Here is a 19,285-nt window from a genome sequence, read left to right as displayed (position 1 = left end):
GCCGTACCGTAGCCCCGCCGTCGCCGAGCCGCCTTCGGGGTGTGCGGTCTGGATCTGGTGGACGCGGGCATTCTCACGTCGAGAGAGCGAAGAAGATTGTCGAACTAGTTGTATTGAGATCACTAAAGCGATAATCTCTTCCGAAACGCCGTCGGATCGAAGGAGATCGCTATGGAGCGGGCCCGCCCGGGGCATGGATCATGACCATGACGAACAAGGTGCGACCGCAGCGGCGAGACGCATCCGGATCGACTGCCCACGAGCCTCAGCGGTCCGCTCGCCGGATCAGCGATCTGCGGTTCGCCTGGCTGTTGATCCTGCCCGGTGTGGCGATGCTGCTCGCCGTGGTGCTGTACCCACTGGTGCGCTCGCTGAGTTCAGCCTTCTTCAGCGAGAGTCTGCTCTACCCAGGCAGGGAGTTCGTCGGCCTGGCCAACATCCAGGCCGCACTTGGAGACGACTTCCTCCGGCTGTTGTGGCAGACCGGGATCTTCACCGTCGGCGCGACGGTCCTCCCGTTCGTCGTGGGGTTGGGGGTAGCCCTCGCCCTGAACGCACGACTGCCCGGTCGCAGCATCCTGCGCGGCGCCTTCCTGTTCCCATGGCTCCTGCCCGCCGTCGTCGTCTCGTTCCTGTGGATGTGGATCTTCGATGCGAGCTATGGCGCACTCAACGGCCTGCTCGAGCAGTTGTCGCTGATCGATGAGCCGCGTGCCTGGCTCTTCGACACCGCCACCGCCCGGGGCGCACTGATCGTGGCGAAGTCCTGGAACGCGTTCCCCTGGATCATGGTCATGCTCCTCGCCGCCCTGCAGACCGTGCCGGAGGACCTGCACGAAGCGGCCTCGCTCGACGGTGCGGGGAAGGTACGCCGGTTCTGGACCGTGACCTGGCCGCACATCAGCGGCGTCGCCGGGATCATCATCCTGCTCGAGTTCATCTGGAACTTCCAGCACTTCGACCTGATCTTCGTGATGACAGGCGGTGGACCAGCACAGACCACCCAAACCTTGGCCACCGCCCTCTACGACTCGGCGTTCCGCTCCTACGACCTCGGGCAGGCGGGCGCGATCGGGATCCTGTGGATGATCGTCCTGCTCATCCTCGTGGTCGTCTACGTCCGATTCTCCGAGCGGAAAGAGGCGAACTGATGGCCGTGGGAACTGAAACGCAGTTGGCTCCGCGCCGGCAGGCCGTGGCACGTACGCACACGAGAAGGCGCAGGTTTCCACTGGGGCCGTGGGCCGCCGTCGTGGGTTTCGGGTTGTTCGCCTTCGCTCCCGTGTACTGGCTGCTGATCACGTCGATCACCCCGGACAGTCTGGTGTACCGCTACCCGGTGACCTTCTTCCCGGAGTCGGTCACCTTCGACAACTACCGCAGCGTCTTCACCGATCCGGAGATCTTCGGTTGGCTGGCGAACTCCGTGATCGTCTCGGTGATCACTGCCGTGCTCAGCGTGGTGACGTCGATGTACATGGGCTACTCCATCTCGAAGTTCCGCTACCGCGGGCGACGCACCCTGCTGTACTTCGTCCTGTCCAGTCAGATGCTGCCCTCGGCGCTGCTGCTGGTGACGCTCTACGGGGTCTTCTCGACGTTCGGGCTCCTCAACACCTACTTCGTGCTGATCATCTCGTTCACGACCTTCACGTTGCCGCTGTGCGTGTGGATGCTCAAAGGGTTTTTCGACAACCTCCCCGACGACATCATCGAAGCATCGAAGATCGACGGTGCGTCCAACTGGCGCACGCTGCACGCGATCGTGCTTCCGCTGGCCGCGCCGGGCCTAGTCGCCTCCGGGCTCTTCGCGTTCATGCGCGGCTGGAACGACTTCATCTTCGCTTTGACACTGACCGGTCCTGAGCGCCAGACACTCCCGCCTGCCCTGGTCAACCGCTACATCGGTGAAGCCGCGACCGACTGGCCCGAGCTCATGGCCGCCTCCGTCCTCGTCGCGCTGCCCGTAGCGGTGGCCTTCGTGGCCCTCCAACGCCACTTGGTCGGCGGTATCACTGCCGGCGCAGTCAAGGGCTAACCACTCCATGTCCACCATCAATGCCGATGAGCGACCACGCATGTCACGAAGGAGATCGCAGATGAACCGCATGACCAGCACGAACCGCAACCGCCGGACCTTCGCCACGGGGCTGAGTCGCCGGAACCTGCTCGGCCTCGGCGGTGCCCTCGGCCTTGGCGGGCTGGGCCTGACGGCCTGCTCCGACGGCGGGGGTACAGACCCTGGGGCGGCCGGAGAACCCTCCGGCGAGGGCGGCCAGGACTTCACCTTCACCTCGTTCGCGTTGTCCGAGGACCCGCCGAAGGTGTGGCTGGAGCAGACGGTGGCGGACTACGCCTCCGACGAGGGCATCAGCATCACCGCGTCGAGCTATGCCTACAACGAGGCTCTGAACCAGATGATCCTGCAGAGCCGTGGCGGTGAGCTCTCCGGTGTTGCCCACCTCGACATCGCCTGGTTGGCGCCGATGGTCGCCACCGGCACGCTGGTGGACCTGTCCACGTACACCCGCGACGCCGGGTACACCGAAGCCTCGCTGGGAACAGGTCAGTTCGACGGCGTGCAGTACGGGATCCCGTGGACTACGGCGGCGATCGGGCTGATCGGGAACTCCGAACTCCTGGAGCAGGCCGGCGTCGACTTCGTGCCGAGCACCCTGACCGAGTTCGAGGAGGTGCTGCGGGAGGTGAAGAGCCTGGGCAGTGACATCGTCCCGTATGCGGCCTCCACCGAGGTGGCCCAGCTGAAGGACTTCATCGTCTGGATGCAGACCTTCGGATCGGCCGTCGTCGAGGACGGGCGCTGCACCGTGGGTGACGAAGCCTCCATCGAGGCGATGACCTGGTACAAGAAGCTCTACACCGACGGCCTCATCGCACCCGACATCGAGCGCAGCGCCGCGCGCAACCTGTTCAGTCAGGGGCGGACTGCCTACTACGACGATGCGCCGATCGGCTCAGCGATCGTGGTGACGAACTCTCCCGATGCCGACATCCGCTCGAAGATGATCCCGGTGGCGCGCCCGGTGCGCAATGCCGGCGACGTCCCGCAAGCACTGGCATGGGGACACGTTCTCGTGGTGACCGACGGCGAGGAGTCCACCTCAGGTGCCGAGTTCGCGCAGTGGCTGACCTCGGATCCGGACACGATCCTCGGCTACTTCGATGCCTCGAGCAACCCGCCCACCACCACAGAAGGGCTCGAGAGCCCGGAGGTGCAAGAGGACGAGTTCCTCACGGCCTTCACCGACAACATCACAGCCACGGCCACGCCCAGTCCCTTCTGGGAGTTCACCGAGTACGCGCAGATGGAGACGGCCGTTGCCGACAGCGTCCAGGCCGTTCTGCTGGGCAACCAGACACCCGAGGAAGGAATGCGGTCGGCTGGCGAAGCAGTGAACGCATTGATCTCCTGATGGTGTGTGGCTCACCGGAACATCGAGGCAAGAGGGAGTAGGCGCATGACAGATCGGGAGGGTACGGAGAGTGCGGACCATCAGCGTGACGCGGACGTCGACTACGGGCCGAGCCCGTTGCAGGCATTGCGTGAAGCGCTGCCGCGCCTCAAGCGCACGATGGCCCGCAGTGCGCAGTACATCGTCGACCACCCCGGGGAGGTCGGCGAATCCTCCATCACCAGCCTCGCGCGATCGGCCGACGTCTCGCCCGCGAGCCTGAGCCGGTTGGCGGCGTATCTCGGTTTCGCCGGGTTCCCTGGGATGCGCGCCGCCATCGCCACCGAGCACGGGCGTGAGATGGAAGCAGGCTGGCACCGGGACATCGGTGATGAGATTCTTCCCGAAGACGGCCCGCAGGCGGTCCTGGAGGTCCTGGCTGCCAATCAGCAGCGCGCGGCACGCACGGCCATGGGTGCCATCGACGTCGAGCTGGTGGTTCAAGCCGCCGACTGGATCGCCTCCGCGCGCCGTATTCACCTGCACGGCGAGTGGGCGGACTCGGTGGCCGTGTCCGAGCTGTACATGCGGCTGCTCCGGATCGGGTTGCCGGTCTGGTTCCACGACGCTGCCGTGACCTCGCAGGTGCTGGCCAGCATGATGGGGCCCGGTGACGTCGCACTCATCCTCTCGCGCAGCGGAAGCGATGCGGTCGGCCTGGACTTCTGTGACCGTGCACGCAAGAACTCCGCTCACACGGTGGCCATCACCGGTGACCCGGACTCGGTTCTCGCCGAGCGCTCGGAGATCAGCATCTTCACGGGTATCCGAGAAGGGCTGACGTGGACCGACTTCTTCGCCGGGCGCGCCAGCGACACGCTGACGACCTCGCTGCTCTGGGTGCTCGTCGCCCAGCGAGTGCCGGGAGGCCTCGGGTTGGCGGCAAGTCTGTTCGACAAGATTCCTACTGCTCATGGAGATCGATAACACGTGACGTCCTACGACGGTGACCTCATTCCGCTGGAAACGGTGCACAGCGACATCACCGTGGTCGGTGGCGGGCTGGCCGGAGTCTGTGCGGCGCTTGCCGCCGCACGGCAGGGGATGCGGGTATCCCTGGTCCAGAACCGGCCCGTGCTGGGAGGGAACTCCTCGAGCGAGGTCAGGGTATGGGTGTGCGGTGCCACAGCCCACGGGGTCCAGCACTACGCACGCGAGACCGGGATCATGGGCGAGTTGTTCGTCGAGAACCAGTTCACCAACCCCGAGGGCAATCCCTACTACTGGGACCTCGTGCTGCTCGAAGCCGTGCGCGCCGAACCAGGGATCGAGCTGTTCCTGAACACCGACGTCCGGGAGGTTGATGCCGACGGCCCGATCGAGGATCGTCGGATCAGGTCGGTCTCAGGGTGGCAGATGGGGTCAGAGCGTCGGCTGCAGTTCTGCTCCGCGGCCTACATCGACGCCAGCGGTGATGGTCTCGTCGGCTTTCTCGCCGGGGCTCGGTACCGGACCGGCCGCGAATCCCGCGACGAGTTCCAGGAGTCCTGGGCGCCCGAGTCCGCCGACGCCGAGACGCTGGGCTCGACGATCCTGTTCTACGTCAAGGACGTCGGATACCCGGTGAAGTACGTGCCGCCGTCGTTCGCCCGGGACATCACCGAAACCTCCATCCCCACACTCCGGGAGATCCATGAGGGGGCCAACGGGTGCGACTACTGGTGGATCGAGTGGGGCGGCGACCGAGACGTCGTGGCGGACAACGAGGAGATCCGTGACGAGCTGCAAGGGGCCATCTACGGGATCTGGGACTACCTGAAGAACTCTGGCACGTTCGATGCCGACAATCTGACTCTCGAGTGGATCGGATCGGTGCCGGGCAAGCGTGAGTATCGCCGCTTCCTCGGCGACCATGTGCTGACCCAGCACGACGTGCTCGGCCAGACACCGTTCGAGGACCGGGTGGCCTTTGGAGGGTGGTCCATCGATCTGCACCCACCCGGGGGTATGTACGCCACCGAGAAGGGATCGCGTCACTGGCACCCCGACGGGAACTATCACATCCCGCTGCGCTCCCTGTACTCCCAGAACGTCTCCAACATGTGGATGGCGGGCCGCAACATCTCGGCCACGCACGTCGCGTTCGGCAGCACCCGGGTGATGGCGACGTGCGGAGTGATCGGTGAAGCAGCCGGGATCGGCGCCGCGTTGAGTACGCGGCGCGGCTGCACCCCACGTGAGCTCGCCACCGACTACTTCGACGACGTGCGCCGAGCCATCGTGCGCGCTGATGCTTCGGTGCTGGGCGTGCGTCACGACGATCCTGCCGACCGTGCCGTCACTGCCCGAGCCACGGCGAGTTCGCAGCTCACCGTGCTAGGTGCGACCACGTCCGCGGGGACGTGGGAGCTCACCTCCGCTCTGGGCATCGTGGTCCCCGTGGATCCAGCGATGGAGGGTCTCGAACTGCTGATCGATGCGGACCGGGACACCGAGCTGGTGGTCGATGTGCACACAGTCAGCCGGCCGCAGAACTATGTCCCGCACGAGAAGGTGGTCAGCTCGTCGGTGCAGGTCACCGCCGGGGCAGCCCAATGGGTCACAGTGCCCGTGCGCTGGCACCCGGACTCACCGCAGAACGCGTTCCTCGTCCTCCGGGCCAATCCGAGTGTCGTCGTGCACACCTCGTCGACGCCGTTGCCGGGGGTTGTCACCCTGACCTACCGCGAGCTCGCCCGCGAGGAGCGGTACACCGAGCAGTGGCGTGCGTGGAAGCAGGTTCTGCACCGTCGTGCCCCGTGTCTGCGGCTCGCACCAGCCACAGACGCCTTCTCGGCGGAGAAAGCGATCGGCGGCTACGCGCGGCCTTGGGCGGGACCCCAGATGTGGGTCTCACAACCGCTGAGCATGGACCCAGAGCCGCACCTGGACCTGTCCTGGGATCAGCCTGTCACGATCGGGGAGGTGGCCGTGATCTTCGACGACGACCTCGATGAGGACCTGATCAACCTCCACCACCACCGAACCCCGTTCGACGTGCTGCCGACGCTCGTGCGCGACTACCGGATCGAGGTCGTCGACAAGGCCGGTAGGCGTGCGGTGATCGCCGAGATCACAGCCAATCGGGTGCGGCACCGGCGCCATCGCCTGCCGAATCCTGTGACCGCCATGGCTCTTCGGTTGGTGGTGACGGGCACGAATGGCGCCCACCAGGCCCGGGTGGTCTCTCTTCGCGCATGGGCGCCTGAGGACTAGCCCGCGGCGTGGACCTCGCCTTCCGCGCGGTCGGGCGATCGGCCGCCAGAGTAATCGCGCGAGGTCGTCATCGTGCGAGGTCGTCGGCCTACCCCTTCACCGCGCCCACCCTCTGGTCGACTCCTCGGTAGTCGCACGCCAGCTGCTGGAGGAGTACACGCCAGCTACTGGAGGAGTACCGGTCCCGCATCCCGGGTGTAGCCCAGGCGCTCGGCGGCTGACGGGCCGAGGCGCCGCGCCCCTGCACCAGCTCCGTCAGAAATTTCTCACACTCGCATGTAATCAACCCGGGGATGCCGGACATGTAGAGGTGTAGGGACGGGGAGAAGGTGGATGAAGGCCGGCCCGGAGGGACGGTTTGAGGCTCTTTAGCGGGAGCATCACCGTGAGTTGCTGGCCTTCATCCGCCGCCATACGGAGGCGGAGGCCGAGGACATCGTGGCCGAGACGTATGTGGTGGCGTGGCGTCGTAGTAGCGCCGAGTCGGCCGTGCGCTGCCCGGGGGCTCGGCATGAGTGAGAAGTCCACGCTGCTGCGCGCGGTCAGTGCGCTCAAGCCGCCCGAACAGGATGTGACCGAGGCGGAGTCCCGCGCACTGCTGGAGCGGGTGAACACGCGCATCGCTGACGGCGCGACATCACGTGAGGAAGCACGCCGCCTCACCCCGTACCAGCCACCAGTGGCCACCCGCCGCATCCTCGCCGGCGCCGCAGCAGCCGCACTCGTTGCTGTGGGGGCGCTCACGGTCAGCACCTATGACAGTGCGCCAGCGTATGCCGGCTGGACGTCCACGCCGACCGGGGTCGCTTCGTCGGACATCGGCGTGATGGCTCAGATCTGCCCAACGGAGATTCCTGGCCCGGGTCCGGACGTGGAGATGATCCCGGTGAGTCCGTTGCTTGCAGAGCAGCGAGGACCGTACCGGATGATGCTCTCGCTCGGCGAAGGCGACGCCTACCAGGTCTGTCTCACCCTGCCTGATGACGAGTCGGCCCTGGGGTACTACCCGGTGGCGATGGGATCTGTCCCCGGCTCAGGCAACGTGACCTGGCCCGATGATGAGGATGGTGCGCTGCTGCTCGGGGCCGGCACATATACGCCCCCGATCACCAGCGACCCGGTCACTTTGGCCGTGGGAACGGCCGGTTCAGCGGTGGAAGCCCTGACTCTTCACACCGCTGATGGGAGTTTCGTCGAGGCGACAGTGATGGACGGATGGTGGATCGTCTGGATCCCAGGGGAGGTGGCGATCGGTGATACCGCCACCGTGGTCACTGACAACGGAGGCGAGATGGACGTGACCCTGGGTAGCTCCGTCTCCTGACGGCAGTGTTCGCGACGGACGGCGTCTCTCGGTGGCGTCCCATCGCACCTCGGCAGATCTGCGGGGTTGTTCCCCGAAGGATGTCGGCAGCCAACCACAGGCACCCAGGGGTACTGTCGCCCCATGTCCATCGCCGGATTCGTCCCCGCAGATTTCGTTCCGCCCACCGCACTGGTCACCGACCGCTTCCGGCTCGAACCGCTCGGCCCGCAGCACAACGAGGCCGACCTCGCCGCGTGGACGTCGAGCATCGAGCACATCCGCACCACGCCCGGCTATCCCGATGGTTCATGGCCGCCCGCGACCGGCATGTCGCTCGAGGACAACCTCGCGGACCTGACCCGGCACGCTGCGGACTTCACCGCGCACCGGGGATTCACCTTCACCGTGCTCGATCCCGACGGCACTGTAATCGGCTGCGTCTACCTCTACCCGACCCGCGATCCGGAGTACGACGTCACCGTCCAGTCCTGGGTACGGGCCAGTGAGGCACACCTCGACGAGCCGGTGGCCGATGCGGTGCACGCCTGGCTCCGGGCCGAGTGGCCGTGGCGGCGCATTGATCGCTGCGGTCGTTGATCGCCGCACGTCACGTGCGATCGCGGATGAAACTGACGGGAATGGTGCCAACGAGGGCCCGTGAGAGCCATGGATGGCGGTATGACCGTCAGTTTCGTCCGCTCTCGGACCGAGATCTCTGCCCATCGCGGATTCGACGGCGCCTGGATGCGCTCGTTACGCACCGGTAACACCCGGGAAACCCATCGGCCTTGACACCCTGTATACGGTGTGTTCACCAAAAGTAATCACCGTGATTACTGGCGAGGAGCACGAGATGGAACAGCCCGACAACGAAGCACTCGGTGAGCGGATCCGTGAACTGCGTGCCACGACCGGCCTGTCCATGCGTGACCTGGCCGGCCGCGCCGGCGTCAGCCCGGGCTACATCAGCCAGATCGAGAACGGGCACAAGAACGCCAGCATCGCGGTGGTACGCGCCATTGCGGCGGCTTTCGGCATCACGTGGCTGGAGCTGTTCCAACCGGCACCGGAGCACGGACGCGTGCTGCGCCGGTCCGAACGCCCCCGCCTATTCTCCGACGGGGACGTCGCCCACTACGGCATCACCCAACCCCCCATCGGCAATGTCGAAGTGCTCGTCTCCGAGTACGCCCCCGGCCAGGGCACCGGCAACGAGCACTACACCCACGGTGACTCCCAGGAGATCTGCCTCGTGACCCGAGGGATCCTGCGTATCACCATCGGCGGCGAGAACCACGTACTTCAGGCCGGCGACAGCGTCGAGTTCCGCACGTCCACACCCCACCACGTCCGCAATCCCGGTCCCGACGATGCCGAAGCGGTCTGGGTGGTTACCCCACCCTCCGTACCGGTATGGAAGGACCAGCCGGGCGTCTGATCCCAGGCGTCCCTCTCACGACGGCGACACCCACCCCTCCCGCAGCCTCGCCGTCCGTCACCGCGGCCCGACGCCGCAGCCCGACCCACGCGCAAGCGCCCCCTGGGTCTGCTTCCGCACACCCGAAAGGACCCCACCATGTCCCGTACACCTCTGGCCGTACTCGCCTCGGCTGCACTAGCAGCCACGCTCGCCGCCTGCTCCTCCGGAGCCTCGAGCGAGACCAGCGAGGAACTGACCCCACTGCGCTTCGGCATCCCGACGCAGATGGGCGCTAACAACTCACCCATGGCCGTGGCCGAGCACATGGGCTACTTCGCCGACGAAGGCCTCGACGTCGAGATCGTCCACACCACCGACTCGGTCTCCATCGTGCAGGGCGTCAACACCGGCTCCCTGGAGATCGGCTCCACCCCGGCGGAGCCGTTGTGGCAGACCATTGCCGACGGCGAAGACGTCCAACTGGTCTACAACTACATCCGCGAACAGACCGGTTCCATCGCCGTGCTCGCGGACTCCGGCATCGAGTCCCTCGAGGACCTCCAGGGCGCCGCCATCGGTCAGTCCAGTCTCGGTAGCTCCAACCTGCAGCTGTCCAACGGCATCCTGAACTCCATCGCGTTCGTCGAGGACGAGGACTTCAGCAACGTGGCCGTCGGTGTGGGTGCCGCAGCCCTGCAGGCGCTCGAGACCGATCAGGTGCAGGCCCTGTCCTTGTGGGACACCGAGTACGCCGCCTTCGAGGAGAACGGCACCGAGTTGCGGTACTTCACCACACCGGAGGTGGCGTCCTTGTTCTCCACCACCTACTTCACCTCCCCGGAGTATCTGGAGGACAGTTCCGAGGCTGTGGCCGGCTTCGGACGTGCAGTGGCCCGCGCGACCCTGTTCACCGCCACCAACCCGGAGGCGGCGCTGCGGATCATGTACGCCGACTACCCCCAGACCCGACTGGCCGGGGTGAGTGAGGACGAACAACTCGCCACCGACCTCGTGGCCCTCGAACGCCGGATCGAACTCCTCGTGGCCGGCGACCCCCAAGCCAACGGCACCTGGGGCGCCTACTCCGACGAGGCCATCCAGTCCTGGGCCGACTTCGCGCTCGAGTCCTCCATCATCGACACCGAAATCGACGCCGCTGCCCACGTACCCAACACGCTGGTGGCCGACTACAACGACTTCGACGGTGACGCCGTCATCGCCGAGGCACAGGAGTGGACCCCGTGAGCGAGCTGACCTACACCGCGGGCGTGCCCGCCATCGACCATCACTCCCACGCCGGCTACGTCCGCCCCGGCCAGCGCATCTCCGGGATCGACTCCTACGAGATCGAGAACGCGATGGGCCACGTGGAGGGGCACCTCGACCACGCCGACTACCAGGCCTACATGGCCCTGGTGGAATCCGATCGCCCGGCCGAGGCAGCCGAGCTAGGCCAGCGGCTCGGCATCCCCGCCCTCATCGAACAGAGCCTGCGGTGGCAGTCCACCACCGTGCATGCCGCCGCGCTCCGGGAAGGCTGCGAGGCGCTGTACGGCCGCCTGAGCCGCGAGGAGACCATCGCCGTCTCGAAGCAGTCCCGCATCGAGGACTTCCCGGGCCTGTACGACCGCGCGCTGCTGCTCTCCGATACCGCCGCCGTCCTCACCGACATTCCCGAGATCGACCCGGTGGCCTGGCCGCACGCCCGGTACAAGCCGATCGCCCGTATCGACCCCTACCTGTTCCCGTTCGGGCACCCCACGTGGACCGGACGGGGGACCGATGCACCACGCTTCCGGCGGATCTTCGCCCGGGTGCTCGAGCGTCAGCTGGAGATCGCCGGCACTGATGTGCCGGCCACGCTGGAGGCGTACGAGGAGTTCGTGCTGGATTCTCTCCGGCACCGCAGGGCCGAGGGATTCATCGGCCTGAAGATCGCCTCCGCCTACGTACGCACGCTGCAGTTCCAGCGCGTGGACCGAGCCGAGGCCCTGACGGCGTGGGCGGACCTGGCCGGCGCCACGGCCGGCGAGCGGGAGTACGGAACGATCCCTGCGCCGTCAGGAATCGACGCCACCTCCCACAAGGTGCTCGCCGACCACCTCGCCTTCCGGATCCTGGAGTGGGCGGCAGCCGAGGGGATGCCGGTACAGATCCACACCGGGTTCGGTCACACCGAACCCGGTCTGCGGATCAGCACCGCGAACCCGCTGCTGCTGGAGGAACTCATCGGCGACCCGGCCCTGAACCGGCTGCAGATCATCCTCATCCACGGCGGCTTCCCCTACTCCTCCAACCTGACGGCGCTGGCCCAGATGCACGGCAACGTGCACCTGGACTTCTCCTGGATGCCGTACCTGCAGCACCACACCGTCACCCGGGTGCTGGAGGAGTGGTTGGAACTGCTCCCCGCCAACCGCGTGATGTATGGCACGGATACCGGCTCGCCCGAGATGCACGTGTCTTCCACCCGCCGGGCGCGCACCGCCCTCGACGGCGTGCTCGAGTCCGGAGTGAGCGACGGGCTCTGGACCCGCCGGCAGGCCGGCTGGCTCGTCGAGCGGGTCCTGCACCAGAACCTCTGCGACGTCTACGGAGTCTCGCTATGACGATCTCGCCCATCGTCGAGCTCGAACAACTCGGCAAGGTCTACCCGACACGCACCGGGGACGTGACTGCCCTGACCGATGTGGACCTGCGCATCGACGACGGCGAGTTCGTCGCGATCGTGGGGCCCTCCGGCTGCGGCAAGACCACGTTGCTGAAGATCCTCGCCGGCCTCGAGCACCACACCTCCGGGGTGGGAACCCTTGGCGGGCGTGAGCTGGGCAGCGGGGCAGCCGATGTCGGGATGGTCTTCCAGAAGGCCACGCTGTTGCCCTGGCAGGACGTGCGCTCGAACGTGCTGCTGCCGGTCTCGCTTCAGCGCCGGCCCAGCAAGGCAGACCGCGCGGCAGCCGATGAGCTGCTGGAGATGGTGGGCCTGACCGACTTCGCCAGCAAACGCCCGCACGAGCTCTCCGGCGGGATGCAGCAGCGGGCCGCGATCTGCCGGGCGCTCGTGCACGAACCGTCCATGTTGTTGATGGACGAACCGTTCGGGGCGTTGGATGCGATGACCCGCGATCTGCTCAACGTCGAGGTCAACCGCATCTGGCGAGAGACCCACAAGACCGTCGTGCTCATCACCCACTCCATCCCCGAGGCAGTGTTCCTCGCCCAACGGGTGATCGTGATGAGCCCCCGGCCGGGGCGAATCGTGGACCAAGTGGAGGTGCCGTTCGGCCCGGAACGCACCCTCGAGCTACTCGGCACCCCCGAGTTCGGGGCGCTGTGCTCCACCATCCGGCGTCACTTCGAGAAGGAGGCAGCAGCATGAGCACTCTCTCCGCGATGCGCAGTGCCCGCGGGAGTGGGCGCAGCGGTCAGCTGGTCGGCACCCTCTCGGTACTGGCCGTCGTGCTGCTCGCCTGGCAGTTCCTCCCGACGGCGCTCGGCACCCCCAGCTACGTCGTACCGGTCCTCAGTGACGTGCTGAACGCGCTGTTCGACCCCGAAGCGTTCCCGCGCTATCTCAGCAACGCCGGTGCGACGATGACCGAGGTGCTCCTCGGGCTGGGTATCGGTGTGGCGCTCGGCTTGGCGCTGGCAGTCACCCTGGCCCAGCTGCCGCGCGTGTACGGGGTGGTCTTTCCCTACATCGTGGCGATCGAGTCCATCCCGAAGGTCGCCGTCGCGCCGCTGTTCGTGATCTGGTTCGGCTTCGGCCTGCCCTCGAAGGTGGTGGTCGTGGTGCTGCTGGCGTTCTTCCCGGTGCTGGTCAACACCATCCACGGGCTGCGCAGCGTGGACAAGGACCAGATCGACCTCTTCCGCGTGAACGGGGCCTCGCCGTTGCAACTGCGGATGCGGCTGATGATCCCCGCGGCGCTCCCACAGATCTTCAGCGGTCTCGAACTGGCCGTCGCCAACTCGATGATCGGGGCGATCGTGGCCGAGTTCGTCGGCGCTCAGGAGGGCCTAGGCGTACTCATCCTGCAGGCGCAGGGGCGGATGGAGACCGCTGCGGTGTTTGCGCTCCTGATCATCCTCTCCGCCCTGGGTATCGCGCTGAATGTGCTGGTGCGGACCGTGCGCAAGGTAGTGGTGAACTGGGAGGGCCGGTGAGGGCTTCAGGTCACCTGAGCCAGTTCACAGCCCATCGCAGCGCCTCGTCCAGCTCGGGCAGGTGCGGCTCCCAGGCCTTCTCCCACTCCTGGGAGAACCACGGGTCTCTCCTGGCCGACCCAGCACCGGCGGCGCACCGTCACCGGATCTCGGGTAGCCGATCCACCACCGCCTCCCACAGTCCGTGCTGCGGACTGATCACTGCAAAGTGATCGGCGCTCTCGTCCACCACGTACTCGATCTCGGCCCCGGCCTCGCGAGCCAGATCCACGTACCCGGCCACGTAGGGCTCCGGCACGATCGTGTCCGCGCCACCCTGCACGATCAGCTGCGGCATTGCCCGGCAGTCGCTCGGCGGGGGAGGCCGCCGCGTACGCCTGCGGATCCTGGTCCGGTGCCGCGCCCATCAACTCCGTGACTGCCGTACCGCCCAGATCCGACGTGGCGGCGGCCGCGAGATCAGCCACCGGCGCCTGACCGACCACCAGCACCGGCTCGACCACCGGGTCCTCCCGGGTTCCCGCCCACAGACTCAGGTGCCCGCCCGCGGAATGGCCCACCACGGCCACGCGATCCAGGTCGATCGGGTGCTCTTCGGCCAGCACGGCAAGATGATCGATCGCCGCCGCGACGTCCGCCATCGTCCCTGGATACCCGCCGCCGGATTCACCGACCTTGCGGTACTCGATGTTCCAGACGACGTACCCTCGTCCGGTCAGGTCCGTCGCCAGCGGTTCCATGAGGTCGAGCTCGTAGGCGTCCTGCCAGAACCCGCCATGAATGAGCACGACGGCGGGGCGCGCCTGTGTCTGGTCCGCGCCTTCCGGCACGCTCAGATCGCCGAACTGCTCCGGTGCTGCTCCGTACTCGAGTCGCACCGGTTCGCTTTCCTCGCCCTGCTCCTGCCCCGCTGCGCTGCACCCGGCGAACGCAAGTGCGCTGGCGAGCGCCGCCGTCAGGACCTGAACTCGCCGCATGGCATGACCTTACGACCCGGGAACGTGTCCGAGAGCTCAGGGCCGCACGATGATGTTGCCGACCTTGCGCCCGGAGTCCACCCGGGCGTGTGCGGTCGCGATCTCGTCAAGGTCAAGGTCCTGGTCGATGACGGCGGTGAGGGCGCCTTGGTCCATCAGGTCCAGCAGGTACGTGAAGTCGGCCGCCCGTTCCGGTGCTGCGCCCGCCGTGGCCCGGCCCACGGAGCCGAGGATCTGCCATAGGCTCGCCGCGACCAGCGCCAGTGTCCCGCCCGGAGCCACCAGCCTCCGGCCGGCTGCGGGGGAGAGGGTGCCGGTGGCGTCCAGCACCACGTCGTAGTGCCGATCCAGTTCGGTGGCGCTGGTGCGGGTGTAGTCGATGGTGTCCGCACCCAGGGACGAAACAAGATCCAGGTTCGGGGTGCTCGTCGCGCCGGTGACAGTGGCGCCGAGGTGCCGTGCCAGCTGCACCGCGTTCGTCCCCACCGCCCCCGAGGCGCCGATCACCAGCACCGTCATCCCGGGCCCGACCCGCGCCTTGTCCCGGAGGAAGAACAGCGCGGTGGTGCCGCCGAACAGCATCCCAGCGGCCTGCTCGTGACTGACCGTCGCCGGCGTGCGGACCACCCGGTCGTTAGGCACTGCGATGTACTCGGCGTGCGCGCCGAACCTGGCCCCGGACATGCCGCACACCTGCTCGCCCACGGAAGGGCCGCCGTCGACGGCTTGCACGACCTCACCGGAGAAGGCGCTACCCAGCACCTGCCGCCGCGGGCGGCGGATCCCGAGTGCCAACCGGCTGAGCACGCCGAACCCGGGCGGGAAGCTCGCGCCGCGAATCCGGGCGTCGGCCGCGGTGACGGCTGCCGCGTGCACCCGTACCAGCACCTCACCCGCCCGCGGCTGCGGGCGCGGGATTTCCCGCATGTGGGCCACCTCCGGTGGACCGTACTGCTGGACGACTGCTGCTCGCATCACCTGCTCCTTACGGCGTAAGCCCAGTGGCACGGTAACCTTACACGCGTAAACGTTGCGGGACTACCCAGCGCAGAGGTGAACAGTGACCGACCGCCCGGCCCTGACGCGCGAGCGCATCGTTGCCGCCGCGGTTGCCGTGGCCGACGAGGGCGGACTGACCGCCGCGAGCATGCGCAACGTTGGCAAGCAGCTGGGTGTCGAAGCGATGTCGCTCTACCACCACGTGGCCAGCAAGAGCGCCCTGCTCGATGCGCTGGCCGACTGGATCTTCGCCCAGATCGAACTCCCTGAACCGGGAACCCCATGGCGGCCCGCCATGCAGGCGCGCGCTGCCTCAGCCCGGTCGGTGCTCGCCGCCCACCCGTGGGCATTGGGGCTGATCGAGTCACGCCCCGATCCCGGACCCGCCTTGCTCACTCACCACAACGCCGTCCTCGGCTGCCTGCGGGGCAACGGGTTCACCGTGGCGCTCGCGCTGCAGGCATTCTCCGCCATCGACTCCTACGTCTACGGCTTCGTACTCACCGAGCTGAACCTGCCCTTCCAGACGTTCCAGGGCGCCTGGGATGTGGCCATCTCGATGGACCCGCCCGCAGCCGAGTACCCCCACCTGACCGAGGTGATGTCCACCGTGGTCAGCGGCGCGTACACCTACACCGCCGAGTTCGACAACGGCCTCGAGCTGATCCTGGACGGGCTCGAGCGACGTCTGGCAGAAGCCTGAGGGCAACCGGTCAGGAATCGAGAAGCCCTGGCGGCGGGTCGCGCCTAGCGTGAGGAGTGCGGACGAGAACCCACCTCGCGAAAGGAAGCCCCATGACTGCCCTGATGTCCCTCACCCTCGGGTGTGAGAACCCCGAGCCGACACGCGCGCTGTGTCAGGCGCTCGGGGTGGCTGACCGTGTCAGCGCCGCCCATTCCGACGAACCGACCACGGGATTCCGCGGCTTCTCCCTCTCGCTCGTGGCGCCGTCGCGCGGCCACGTGGACGCACTGCTGCAAGTGGCCCTCGACGGCGGAGCTTCCGTTCTCCAGCCCGCCTCGACCTCGTTCTGGGGGTACGGGGCAATCGTTGCCTCCCCGGACGGTGCGATCTGGAAGTTCGCTTCCTCCTCCAAGAAGGACACCGGAGAAGCAGTGCCCGAGTTCGATAACCTCGTCGTGCTGCTCGGTGTGGACGACGTCAAGGCAAGCAAGCGCTTCTATATCTCCCAGGGCATGCACGCTGGACGCAGCTTCGGTGGCAAGTACGCCGAGCTCGGTGGCACCGACGGGGGACTCACGCTCGCCGTCTATCCGCGGAAGACTGCCGCGAAGGAAGTGGGCGCCGACCCGGCCGGATCCGGCTCGCACCGAGTGGTGCTCGGCTCGGACGGCCCTGCCTTCACCGACCCCGACGGATTCGTGTGGGAACCGGCCGGAATGACATCTGAGCGATGAGATCCGGCGTCGCGGAACTCAGTGGGACGCGGCGAACGAGGCGATCCTGCCGGCGTTGCGGTGGAACACCTCCCGTGCCTCGGGATCCAGTTCCACCGGCACCCCGGCTGCGACCAGTTCGTAGAATCCCGACATCGAGGAATCCTCCGGCTGGGAGCCGAGGTCATTGCACATGATCGTCACCGCGAACAGTCGCTCGGTGGTCGAGGTGTTCTTGATGTGGTGCACCGAGGTGGCCGGCAGGACCAGTACGTCCCCGGCAGCCACGGGCACGCTGTGCTCGTCCGACTGCGCGAGCCCCTCGCCCTGGACGAAGAAGAAGATCTCCACCGACGCGGGGTGAGAATTGTCCGACTGGACGCCCTCCGGGTCCCAGATCTCGAAGAAAACGCTCGTGGGGGAGCCGTCAACTGGGCCGGTCAGCGGGCACAGCGTGACCGTGTCTTCGGCGGTGATGCGGTAGGCGGTCAGCTCGCGGGTGTTCTTGATGGTCGGCATCTCAGCCATGGCGTTTCCTCCTGGAGTCTTGATGACCTGAGGCTACGAAGTGGCCGACACGGCGGTATGACCGTTGCGTCACAGTCATGTTTCGTCGCTGCTGACCCTTGGGGGAGTCGTGGTCGTAGGATCGCCGCAGACTCACATCCAGCGCCGACGCGGCGATGAGGGGTGGTGCAGACCATGAGCGAGAAGTCGCCCGAGGCGCCGCAGAGCGTGCTCACCGTGGTGATCGCTTTGATCGCGAACGCCTTGGTGGCGGCCGCGAAGACGGTGGCTGCCGTGCTCTCCGGTTCGGCGTCCATGGTGGCCGAGGCCGCGCACTCGTGGGCCGACACCGGCAACGAGGCGCTGTTGCTGGTGGCCGAGCGTCGTGGAGCGAAACCCGCCGATGCCGCGCATCCTCTCGGCTACGGGAGGGCGGCGTTCGTGTGGTCGATGGTGGCGGCGTTCGGCCTGTTCGTGGCCGGGTCGATCGTCTCGATCACCCACGGCATCTCCGAACTCGGCAACCGGGAGGAGGTCGCGGACTACACGCTCAGCTACGTGGTGCTCGCGGTGGCCTTCGTGCTCGAAGGCATCTCCTTCACCCAGGCGCTCCGTCAGACCCGCAGCGATGCCGCACGCGCTCGGGTGCATCCGTTCCGGTTCGTGCTCGGTACCTCCCAGACCACGTTGCGGGCCGTGTTCTTCGAGGATCTGGCCGCGCTGGTCGGCCTGCTCGTGGCGGCCGGCGGACTGGCCGCGCACCAGCTCACCGGAGACGCGATCTACGATGCGATCGGCTCCATCTGCGTGGGTGTGTTGCTCGGCGTGGTCGCGCTGATCCTGCTCGTGCGCAACGGCCAGTTCCTGGTCGGGCAGTCGGTGGACGGCCTGGCCCGGAAGACGCTGCTGGAGCGGCTACGTACCGCACCGGGCGTCGAGCGGGTGACCTTCGCCCACATGGAGTACGTGGGCCCGGCGAAGATCTTCGTGGTCGCCTCCGTGGACCTGACCGAGGACGATCGCGAATCGGTGCTGCAGCAGCGACTGCAGGCGGTCGAGGACCACCTCGACGCGCACCCGCTCGTGCAGCGGACGGTGCTGTCGCTGGCCGCACCCGGGGAGGACGAACTGCTCGCAGAGTGGTGAGACTGTCTCGCTCGGTCGTCTCAGGGCTGCGTCGTGTGAGGACTCCACGGGTCGATCAGCTGTAGCCCACAGCCCAGGAAGTCACGTCCGTTGCGGGTGGCGAGTGAAGCGTGGTGAACGCGGCAGATCCCTGCGATCATTAGGTCTTCGGTCGCGCCGGGCTGGCCTGCACGGTCCCGCTCCGAGCGGAGACTTGCATACGAGGCTGCGGCCGCACGATCAAAATCATAGAGACGGTCAGCGGCACTTTCGACGAGCTGATCGATCGCCGCCAGAAGATGCGATTGCCCGCGCCCCTTCGGCAGGCGGCGTGCGCCATAGAGCAACTCTGCGATGGAGATGGTGGTCAGGGCGATCTGTTGCTGGTGTCCGGCCAGCCATGCGAGCACCAGCGGGTCGGGGGATGGGCGCAGCGGTTCCGAGAGGACGTTGGTATCGACGACGATCACGTGAGTTCAACCGAGCGCGGTTGTTGGCGTTCAGGCAGGGTCAGATCGACACCCTCGAGTTCGTGCGCTGTGTGGATCCAATCGACGATGAACGTCCGTTCCGCGACCGCATCCTCCAATATGGCCCGGATCTCGGCTTCCATCGATCGATCGTGCTGGGCGGCGCGCGCCTTCAACGCCCGACGCGTGTGCTCAGGCAGGTTCCGGACCGTGACTGTTGCCATCCTCGCGCCTCCCGGTTCTGCAAG

20 protein-coding genes are annotated in these 19,285 nt (G+C 67.0%); 15 read left to right on the top strand and 5 right to left on the bottom strand.

What is annotated here, in order from left to right:
* Positions 1-200 precede the first annotated feature (200 nt).
* The 12 genes from IM660_RS11660 to IM660_RS11605 all read left to right on the top strand — a co-directional run bounded on the left by IM660_RS11660 (position 201) and on the right by IM660_RS11605 (position 13,561).
* The gene (locus tag IM660_RS11660) at positions 201-1,151 is read left to right on the top strand and encodes a carbohydrate ABC transporter permease (RefSeq protein ID WP_246464921.1); all 951 of its coding nucleotides are present in this window, start codon (positions 201-203) and stop codon (positions 1,149-1,151) included.
* Positions 1,151-2,038, top strand: a complete 888-nt coding sequence (locus tag IM660_RS11655) for a carbohydrate ABC transporter permease (protein WP_193495681.1) — start codon at positions 1,151-1,153, stop codon at positions 2,036-2,038. Before IM660_RS11660 ends, IM660_RS11655 begins: the two co-directional genes overlap by 1 nt.
* 61 nt (positions 2,039-2,099) lie before the next feature.
* Positions 2,100-3,434, top strand: a complete 1,335-nt coding sequence (locus IM660_RS11650; protein WP_246464920.1) for an ABC transporter substrate-binding protein — start codon at positions 2,100-2,102, stop codon at positions 3,432-3,434.
* A gap of 45 nt (positions 3,435-3,479) precedes the next feature.
* Complete coding sequence (locus IM660_RS11645) at positions 3,480-4,400, top strand: MurR/RpiR family transcriptional regulator (RefSeq protein WP_193495679.1); 921 nt, start codon at positions 3,480-3,482, stop codon at positions 4,398-4,400.
* Between the two features lie 3 nt (positions 4,401-4,403).
* Positions 4,404-6,668 carry an FAD-dependent oxidoreductase gene (locus IM660_RS11640; RefSeq protein ID WP_246464919.1) on the top strand — a complete coding sequence of 755 codons (2,265 nt, stop codon included), beginning with the start codon at positions 4,404-4,406 and terminating at the stop codon, positions 6,666-6,668.
* A gap of 511 nt (positions 6,669-7,179) precedes the next feature.
* Positions 7,180-7,992 (top strand): hypothetical protein, encoded by an 813-nt coding sequence (locus tag IM660_RS11635; RefSeq protein WP_193495677.1) that lies wholly within the window; start codon positions 7,180-7,182, stop codon positions 7,990-7,992.
* Between the two features lie 123 nt (positions 7,993-8,115).
* Positions 8,116-8,571 carry a GNAT family N-acetyltransferase gene (locus tag IM660_RS11630; RefSeq protein WP_193495676.1) on the top strand — a complete coding sequence of 152 codons (456 nt, stop codon included), beginning with the start codon at positions 8,116-8,118 and terminating at the stop codon, positions 8,569-8,571.
* Between the two features lie 256 nt (positions 8,572-8,827).
* Positions 8,828-9,412, top strand: coding sequence for a helix-turn-helix domain-containing protein (locus IM660_RS11625; RefSeq protein WP_193495674.1), 585 nt, complete (start codon positions 8,828-8,830; stop codon positions 9,410-9,412).
* A gap of 138 nt (positions 9,413-9,550) precedes the next feature.
* Positions 9,551-10,639, top strand: coding sequence for an ABC transporter substrate-binding protein (locus IM660_RS11620; protein WP_193495672.1), 1,089 nt, complete (start codon positions 9,551-9,553; stop codon positions 10,637-10,639).
* Positions 10,636-12,003: an amidohydrolase family protein gene (locus IM660_RS11615; protein WP_193495671.1), complete on the top strand. Its 1,368-nt coding sequence runs from the start codon at positions 10,636-10,638 to the stop codon at positions 12,001-12,003. The genes IM660_RS11620 and IM660_RS11615 overlap by 4 nt, the downstream gene beginning before the upstream one ends.
* A complete protein-coding gene (locus IM660_RS11610; RefSeq protein WP_193495669.1) occupies positions 12,000-12,773 on the top strand; it encodes an ABC transporter ATP-binding protein in 774 nt (257 codons plus the stop codon). The genes IM660_RS11615 and IM660_RS11610 overlap by 4 nt, the downstream gene beginning before the upstream one ends.
* Positions 12,770-13,561, top strand: coding sequence for an ABC transporter permease (locus IM660_RS11605; protein WP_193495667.1), 792 nt, complete (start codon positions 12,770-12,772; stop codon positions 13,559-13,561). The genes IM660_RS11610 and IM660_RS11605 overlap by 4 nt, the downstream gene beginning before the upstream one ends.
* A gap of 5 nt (positions 13,562-13,566) precedes the next feature.
* Here IM660_RS11605 and IM660_RS11600 read toward each other — a convergent pair whose 3' ends face one another.
* Positions 13,567-14,538: an alpha/beta hydrolase gene (locus IM660_RS11600; RefSeq protein ID WP_193495665.1), complete on the bottom strand. Its 972-nt coding sequence runs from the start codon at positions 14,536-14,538 to the stop codon at positions 13,567-13,569.
* Between the two features lie 36 nt (positions 14,539-14,574).
* Positions 14,575-15,513 (bottom strand): NAD(P)-dependent alcohol dehydrogenase, encoded by a 939-nt coding sequence (locus tag IM660_RS11595; RefSeq protein WP_193495664.1) that lies wholly within the window; start codon positions 15,511-15,513, stop codon positions 14,575-14,577.
* A gap of 85 nt (positions 15,514-15,598) precedes the next feature.
* On the opposite strand from IM660_RS11595, the gene IM660_RS11590 reads away from it, so the two are divergent.
* Positions 15,599-16,240 (top strand): TetR/AcrR family transcriptional regulator C-terminal domain-containing protein, encoded by a 642-nt coding sequence (locus IM660_RS11590; protein WP_193495662.1) that lies wholly within the window; start codon positions 15,599-15,601, stop codon positions 16,238-16,240.
* A gap of 92 nt (positions 16,241-16,332) precedes the next feature.
* Entirely contained in the window at positions 16,333-16,956 is a 624-nt protein-coding gene (locus IM660_RS11585) for a VOC family protein (RefSeq protein ID WP_193495660.1), read from the top strand.
* An 18-nt stretch (positions 16,957-16,974) separates the two neighbouring features.
* Here IM660_RS11585 and IM660_RS11580 read toward each other — a convergent pair whose 3' ends face one another.
* On the bottom strand, positions 16,975-17,463 hold the full coding sequence (locus IM660_RS11580; protein ID WP_193495659.1) for a cupin domain-containing protein: 489 nt from the start codon (positions 17,461-17,463) through the stop codon (positions 16,975-16,977).
* 174 nt (positions 17,464-17,637) lie between these two features.
* Between IM660_RS11580 and IM660_RS11575 the strand changes: the two genes are divergently transcribed.
* Positions 17,638-18,588, top strand: coding sequence for a cation diffusion facilitator family transporter (locus IM660_RS11575; RefSeq protein WP_193495657.1), 951 nt, complete (start codon positions 17,638-17,640; stop codon positions 18,586-18,588).
* Between the two features lie 20 nt (positions 18,589-18,608).
* Here IM660_RS11575 and IM660_RS11570 read toward each other — a convergent pair whose 3' ends face one another.
* A complete protein-coding gene (locus IM660_RS11570; protein ID WP_193495655.1) occupies positions 18,609-19,037 on the bottom strand; it encodes a type II toxin-antitoxin system VapC family toxin in 429 nt (142 codons plus the stop codon).
* A complete protein-coding gene (locus tag IM660_RS19935; protein ID WP_159620404.1) occupies positions 19,034-19,261 on the bottom strand; it encodes a FitA-like ribbon-helix-helix domain-containing protein in 228 nt (75 codons plus the stop codon). The genes IM660_RS11570 and IM660_RS19935 overlap by 4 nt, the downstream gene beginning before the upstream one ends.
* Between the last annotated feature and the right edge of the window lie 24 nt (positions 19,262-19,285).

The organism is Ruania alkalisoli (assembly GCF_014960965.1).
Lineage (GTDB): Bacteria > Actinomycetota > Actinomycetes > Actinomycetales > Beutenbergiaceae > Ruania > Ruania alkalisoli.
Note: the sequence above shows the minus strand (reverse complement) of the source record. Positions and strands in the feature narration are given on the sequence as shown.

Excerpts from the sequence above, each read along its gene's own strand:
- IM660_RS11660 (WP_246464921.1), top strand. The coding sequence starts at position 201 with ATGACCATGACGAACAAGGTGCGACCGCAGCGGCGAGACGCATCCGGA.
- IM660_RS11655 (WP_193495681.1), top strand. The coding sequence starts at position 1,151 with ATGGCCGTGGGAACTGAAACGCAGTTGGCTCCGCGCCGGCAGGCCGTG.
- IM660_RS11650 (WP_246464920.1), top strand. The coding sequence starts at position 2,100 with ATGAACCGCATGACCAGCACGAACCGCAACCGCCGGACCTTCGCCACG.
- IM660_RS11645 (WP_193495679.1), top strand. The coding sequence starts at position 3,480 with ATGACAGATCGGGAGGGTACGGAGAGTGCGGACCATCAGCGTGACGCG.
- IM660_RS11635 (WP_193495677.1), top strand. The coding sequence starts at position 7,180 with ATGAGTGAGAAGTCCACGCTGCTGCGCGCGGTCAGTGCGCTCAAGCCG.
- IM660_RS11630 (WP_193495676.1), top strand. The coding sequence starts at position 8,116 with ATGTCCATCGCCGGATTCGTCCCCGCAGATTTCGTTCCGCCCACCGCA.
- IM660_RS11625 (WP_193495674.1), top strand. The coding sequence starts at position 8,828 with ATGGAACAGCCCGACAACGAAGCACTCGGTGAGCGGATCCGTGAACTG.
- IM660_RS11620 (WP_193495672.1), top strand. The coding sequence starts at position 9,551 with ATGTCCCGTACACCTCTGGCCGTACTCGCCTCGGCTGCACTAGCAGCC.
- IM660_RS11610 (WP_193495669.1), top strand. The coding sequence starts at position 12,000 with ATGACGATCTCGCCCATCGTCGAGCTCGAACAACTCGGCAAGGTCTAC.
- IM660_RS11605 (WP_193495667.1), top strand. The coding sequence starts at position 12,770 with ATGAGCACTCTCTCCGCGATGCGCAGTGCCCGCGGGAGTGGGCGCAGC.
- IM660_RS11600 (WP_193495665.1), bottom strand. The coding sequence starts at position 14,538 with ATGCGGCGAGTTCAGGTCCTGACGGCGGCGCTCGCCAGCGCACTTGCG.
- IM660_RS11595 (WP_193495664.1), bottom strand. The coding sequence starts at position 15,513 with ATGCGAGCAGCAGTCGTCCAGCAGTACGGTCCACCGGAGGTGGCCCAC.
- IM660_RS11585 (WP_193495660.1), top strand. The coding sequence starts at position 16,333 with ATGACTGCCCTGATGTCCCTCACCCTCGGGTGTGAGAACCCCGAGCCG.
- IM660_RS11580 (WP_193495659.1), bottom strand. The coding sequence starts at position 17,463 with ATGGCTGAGATGCCGACCATCAAGAACACCCGCGAGCTGACCGCCTAC.
- IM660_RS11575 (WP_193495657.1), top strand. The coding sequence starts at position 17,638 with ATGAGCGAGAAGTCGCCCGAGGCGCCGCAGAGCGTGCTCACCGTGGTG.
- IM660_RS19935 (WP_159620404.1), bottom strand. The coding sequence starts at position 19,261 with ATGGCAACAGTCACGGTCCGGAACCTGCCTGAGCACACGCGTCGGGCG.